Annotated in this window: 5 protein-coding genes; 2 read left to right on the forward strand and 3 right to left on the reverse strand. The window is 63.5% G+C overall.

Annotated features, from left to right (window positions below; all coding sequences use genetic code 11):
- Positions 1–455 precede the first annotated feature (455 nt).
- Both ACLP25_RS14085 and ACLP25_RS14090 read left to right on the forward strand, forming a co-directional pair.
- A complete protein-coding gene (locus tag ACLP25_RS14085) occupies positions 456–830 on the forward strand; it encodes a cysteine rich repeat-containing protein (protein ID WP_442469811.1) in 375 nt (124 codons plus the stop codon).
- Positions 831–907: 77 nt separating this feature from the next.
- On the forward strand, positions 908–1093 hold the full coding sequence (locus tag ACLP25_RS14090; protein ID WP_442469812.1) for a hypothetical protein: 186 nt from the start codon (positions 908–910) through the stop codon (positions 1091–1093).
- A gap of 89 nt (positions 1094–1182) precedes the next feature.
- On the opposite strand, the gene ACLP25_RS14095 is transcribed toward ACLP25_RS14090, so the two are convergent.
- From ACLP25_RS14095 to ACLP25_RS14105, 3 genes are read right to left on the reverse strand one after another with little or no spacing between them, the layout of a single operon-like run.
- Positions 1183–1590: a hypothetical protein gene (locus ACLP25_RS14095; protein WP_442469813.1), complete on the reverse strand. Its 408-nt coding sequence runs from the start codon at positions 1588–1590 to the stop codon at positions 1183–1185.
- Between the two features lie 6 nt (positions 1591–1596).
- On the reverse strand, positions 1597–1998 hold the full coding sequence (locus ACLP25_RS14100) for a hypothetical protein (protein WP_442469814.1): 402 nt from the start codon (positions 1996–1998) through the stop codon (positions 1597–1599).
- A gap of 11 nt (positions 1999–2009) precedes the next feature.
- Entirely contained in the window at positions 2010–3038 is a 1029-nt protein-coding gene (locus ACLP25_RS14105; protein ID WP_442469815.1) for a carbonic anhydrase, read from the reverse strand.
- Positions 3039–4153: the final 1115 nt, after the last annotated feature.

Here is a 4153-nt window from a genome sequence, read left to right on the forward strand (position 1 = left end):
CCGTGAATCACGCCGCATGCCGACAAATACTGTGTCTGCGACCCCGGCCCGGTGACGCCTGACTGCAAGGCGCCACGCCTCGATCATTGGTGTTTGGGCGCCTGGCTCGACGTCGACCCCGGACTCAATTCCGAGAATGACGCGGGCAGGAGCCTTTTCGCGGCGACGCAGCTGAAATCCGCGATCGTGCGAGAAACGGTTCTAGCGCCATGACCCCCTCTCGTCTCGCCGAACGACAAGGAACAAACGCCTCGTAGAGAAGGGCATCATCGCCCCATCCTTTAACGCGGGATGCGAAATGCTTAAACAAGCGTGTCGCGACAATCCCTGCGTTGTCAAAGAGTCTAGAGCAAGTTGTGAAGCGACCCGATTGCAACTTGCTCCAGGGACGCGCGCGCTGAGGGACGACAATTTCGGCGCTGAGCGCGGTCAGCGTACCCATAAAGGAGGTTTAGGTGAGGATATTGGGATCAATCGCCGCGCTTGCCGCGGCAGTGTTTATGACGGCTTCGGCCGCGGAGGCCGCGCCGTCGGCCCTCGCCAAGGCCTGCGCCAAGGACATCAAGTCGGTCTGCGCCGACGTGAAGCCGGGCGGCGGCAAGCTCAAGGCCTGCGTCAAGGACCATTTCTCCGACCTGTCGACCGATTGCCAGATCGCGATCGTCAAGGCGGCGGCAGTCGGGCGCGCCTGCAAGGCGGACATGAAGCAGTTTTGCGGGGACGTGAAGCCGGGCAAGGGCGCCAAGGCGGAATGCTTGAAATCGCACGCGGCCGAGCTCAGCGACGGCTGCAAGGACGCGCTGGCCAAGGCGGAAGCCGGCAACAAGTAGCGTGTTGCTAGCGTAGCGTTCTCGCGCGTTGTGTCGGCGCGGGCCAGCGTTCGGACATCAATATTGGAGTTGCAATCGTGAAGACTATAGCTCTGGCCGCCCTGATGGTCGGCATGCTCCTAGGAACGGCCGCCGAGGCCGACGCGGCGGCTTGCGCTGCGGGCGTTTACCATGCCGGATGCGTCGGCCCGCGCGGCGCGGTCGTGACGCACCGCGCGCCGCACTGCTACTATCGCTACGGCCGGCGCGTCTGCGTCCGCTAAAAATCTAGCGCCGGCGAGAGGCTGATCCTTCTCGCCGGCGCTCTCGCTTGGGGCGCTATGCCGGTTCGAAAGCGCGCGCCTCACGGGGCTCAGAAGGTGTACGTGACGTTGGTTTGTGGCCCGCACAGCGTTTCGTTAAACCGGAAGCTTCCGCCGCCGCTGTTAGCCGGGGTCTGATAGTAGGCGTAGAAGACGCGAAAGCCCAGGCTCGTCGTGAGGGACTGGCTCCACTTGTATCCGACCGCCCCATAGCCCAGCGCCGTCGCGCTCCCGTGGTAGCCGCCGACGTCCCCCTCGAAATCGAGGAACCATTTGTCGTCGATACGATGGCGTGCCTTCACGCCGACGATCTCGTCAACCCACTCCTTCCCTTGCGATGCGGTACGGGAATAACCGCCAAAGGGCGCCTGCAAATCGAGCGAGCCGTTCAGGTTGAAATAGCGCGCGCCGAGGGTTGCGTAGACCCTCCAATCGGGATTTTCAGTCGGGATTCTCACTCCGCCCTAGGCCGTGGCGAACGTCTCGTTGAGGGTGATGCCGGCGTTCACGCCGAAAGGTCCCGGACCTCCTTTGACGACGCCCAGGCGGACCCAGAAGAGGCTCATGCCGACGATGAAATTGTCATTGTAGGCGACGAGGCTGACGGGGACATAGCCCTCGAGCAGCGGGAGAAGCTGAAAAATGTTGGCGAAGACGGGGAGGGCCGGAAGGTTGCGTACGCCCAAGCTGGCGTTCATGCTTGGCGCCCAGCCGTCGATCGTCGCCTCGAAATGCCATGTCGAGGGAAGGGCGGGCAGGGGAACGGGCTCGGGCGCCGGCTTCTCGGTCGGCAGGTCTGCCGCGAGCGCGGCGGTCGCCGCGAGTGTCGCGACCGCCGCGAGAACGCCTTCGACTAGCCCCTTCATGTGCCGCCCCCTCACGAATCAGCGCGCGACGCCGCCTCACGCTGCTTTGTGAAATCGTTAGATAAGCCGACTGCCGCGGGCAAGGGCCGAGCCGGCTTCGTCGTCCGGATTATGCGCGGTCGGTGAGAAAATTCCGACAGCGTGGCCGAAACGACACTCGGCCCGCTCGCCGCCGCTAGGCTCAGCCTACGAGGACGCGGGCGAACCGCTCCGAGCGGGCGATCGCGGCGCTTAGCTCCGCCAGCCCCGCGGCGTCCTCGGGGGGCTCGAGAGGCCGAAGCTCGGTTCGGGCCCATGGGACGCGACCAGATCTCGCGCGTCTCCAGGAGATAGACTCCATAGGCCGCCCCAACACCTTTCGCTTCGGCGCGAGGGAACTGCTTGCGCGCCCAATAGGCGGCGAGCGCGGCGTTGACGGCGATCGAGGTCTCGATCAGCGCATGCCGGTATCCCGGCCGGCTTGCTGCATCGGCGCCATAGGCCTGGGCGAGATGACGGGCGGAGGCGTCCACGACGGGCAACAAGCGGTCGACGATGCCGCGGAGCGCGAAATCCGCCGCCATCGACAGATAGCCGTTCGGTTCGAGAAAGGCGTCGACGGCCGCCGTGAGCGCGCCGCAGCCGCTGTGCCCGAGGATAACGATCAGCCGCAGCGACTCCCCCAGATGCTCGACGGCGTAGCTCAGACTGCCGAGCGAATCGGCGCCGAGCCCGTTGCCGGCGACGCGCACGACGAACAGCTCGTTCGGACCCTCGTTAAACAGGAGCTCGATCGGCGCCCTCGCGTCCGAGCAACCGAGGATCGCGGCGAACGGGTGCTGCGACGGCGCGTGATGGTCGGCGTCGAGCCCAAGGTCGCGCGGGTCGACGTCGACGATCCGCTGAGCGGGGCCGCCGGTCTCGTCGAAATGGTCGAGCAGCGCCGCGAAGGCGCGGTTTCCGTCATTGAGCCGGACGCGGGCGGAAGCGGCGTCCTGTGGCCGCGGGCGCACCTGCGCGTGACGCGATCCATAGCGGTAGATGAGTTCGACCGTTCGCATTTGTCTTCCTCCGGCGGCGTCGTGGCTATCGACAAGCCAAGCGCAGGGTGGATAATGGAGGACATTTGCGGCAGTACGAATAAGGGGCCGCTTGAGCCACGGAGCTGGGACGATGGCGAACGGTCTTGCATACCGGAGGGCGCTCGCCGTCGCGGGCCTTGCGCTCGGATGCGCGGCGTCAGCTCCGGCTCAGGCCCAGTTCATGTCGGGCACGTATCCTGTGATCACCGTGCCACCGCCGCCGGCTCAGAGCATGGTCATGCCACAGAGGCCGACGCCCAAGCAGACACCGCCGGCCGCAGCTGCGCCGCCGTCCGACACGTCAGAGCCGCACCAGCTCACATGTCGCTACCAAGGCCAGACACGAGTTTGCGAGTAGGCCGCCGATGTCCGCTCAGCGGACCGGCGCGGGGCGTACTGGATGCCGCCGTGGAGGGATATGCGGAGACGATTAGGCCGACGCCAGGGGCCGCAGAGGCGGAGCGGGCGAGGGCCGACGGGTGCGGGTTTCGATGCGCGTCCCATCCTGGGCCTTGCGACGCGACGCACTACCTCTCCGCCAGCAATTCCTTGATCGGCCCGAATCCGCCCGTGCGCATTTCTTGAATTGTGTACATCGACAAGCGCCTGGTTTTTCCTTCACATTATTGTCGCCTTCGAAAAGCCCAGGCGAATGCTCTTAATATCGCCCAAAATACCAGAGGCGGTCCAATGAATTGCAGTAATATAACCGAATAACTTACTGGTTCAGAATCATAGCTGTAATAAATTTGAATTTCGTCCCAATTGCAATACACTCCTGGTCCTACCTCTGGAAATAAATCACAATGCACGATATATCTGAAGCCAACATATATTACCCACACAATCGATATTAATACCGATATGCGGTTAGCGAGTGTCCTAGTCATTTTGCATATCCGAAAATACTCATGATAAAGGACACGATAACACGTGGCGACGACCCAACCTCGCACCCGGTGCGCCCCGGTGCGCTCAGGCCGCTGGGGCAATAAATCAGCCGCTTAGCCTCGTCATAAAGGGGTCATCGGAGAATCTGTTCCAAATCCTACGCCAAGGAACGTCCATGAACGGCGTCGCTGAGTTGTGGACGG

Source organism: Roseiarcus sp., from assembly GCF_052145395.1.
GTDB lineage: Bacteria > Pseudomonadota > Alphaproteobacteria > Rhizobiales > Beijerinckiaceae > Roseiarcus.

Excerpts from the sequence above, each read along its gene's own strand:
- ACLP25_RS14105 (WP_442469815.1), bottom strand. The coding sequence starts at position 3,038 with ATGCGAACGGTCGAACTCATCTACCGCTATGGATCGCGTCACGCGCAG.
- ACLP25_RS14100 (WP_442469814.1), bottom strand. The coding sequence starts at position 1,998 with ATGAAGGGGCTAGTCGAAGGCGTTCTCGCGGCGGTCGCGACACTCGCG.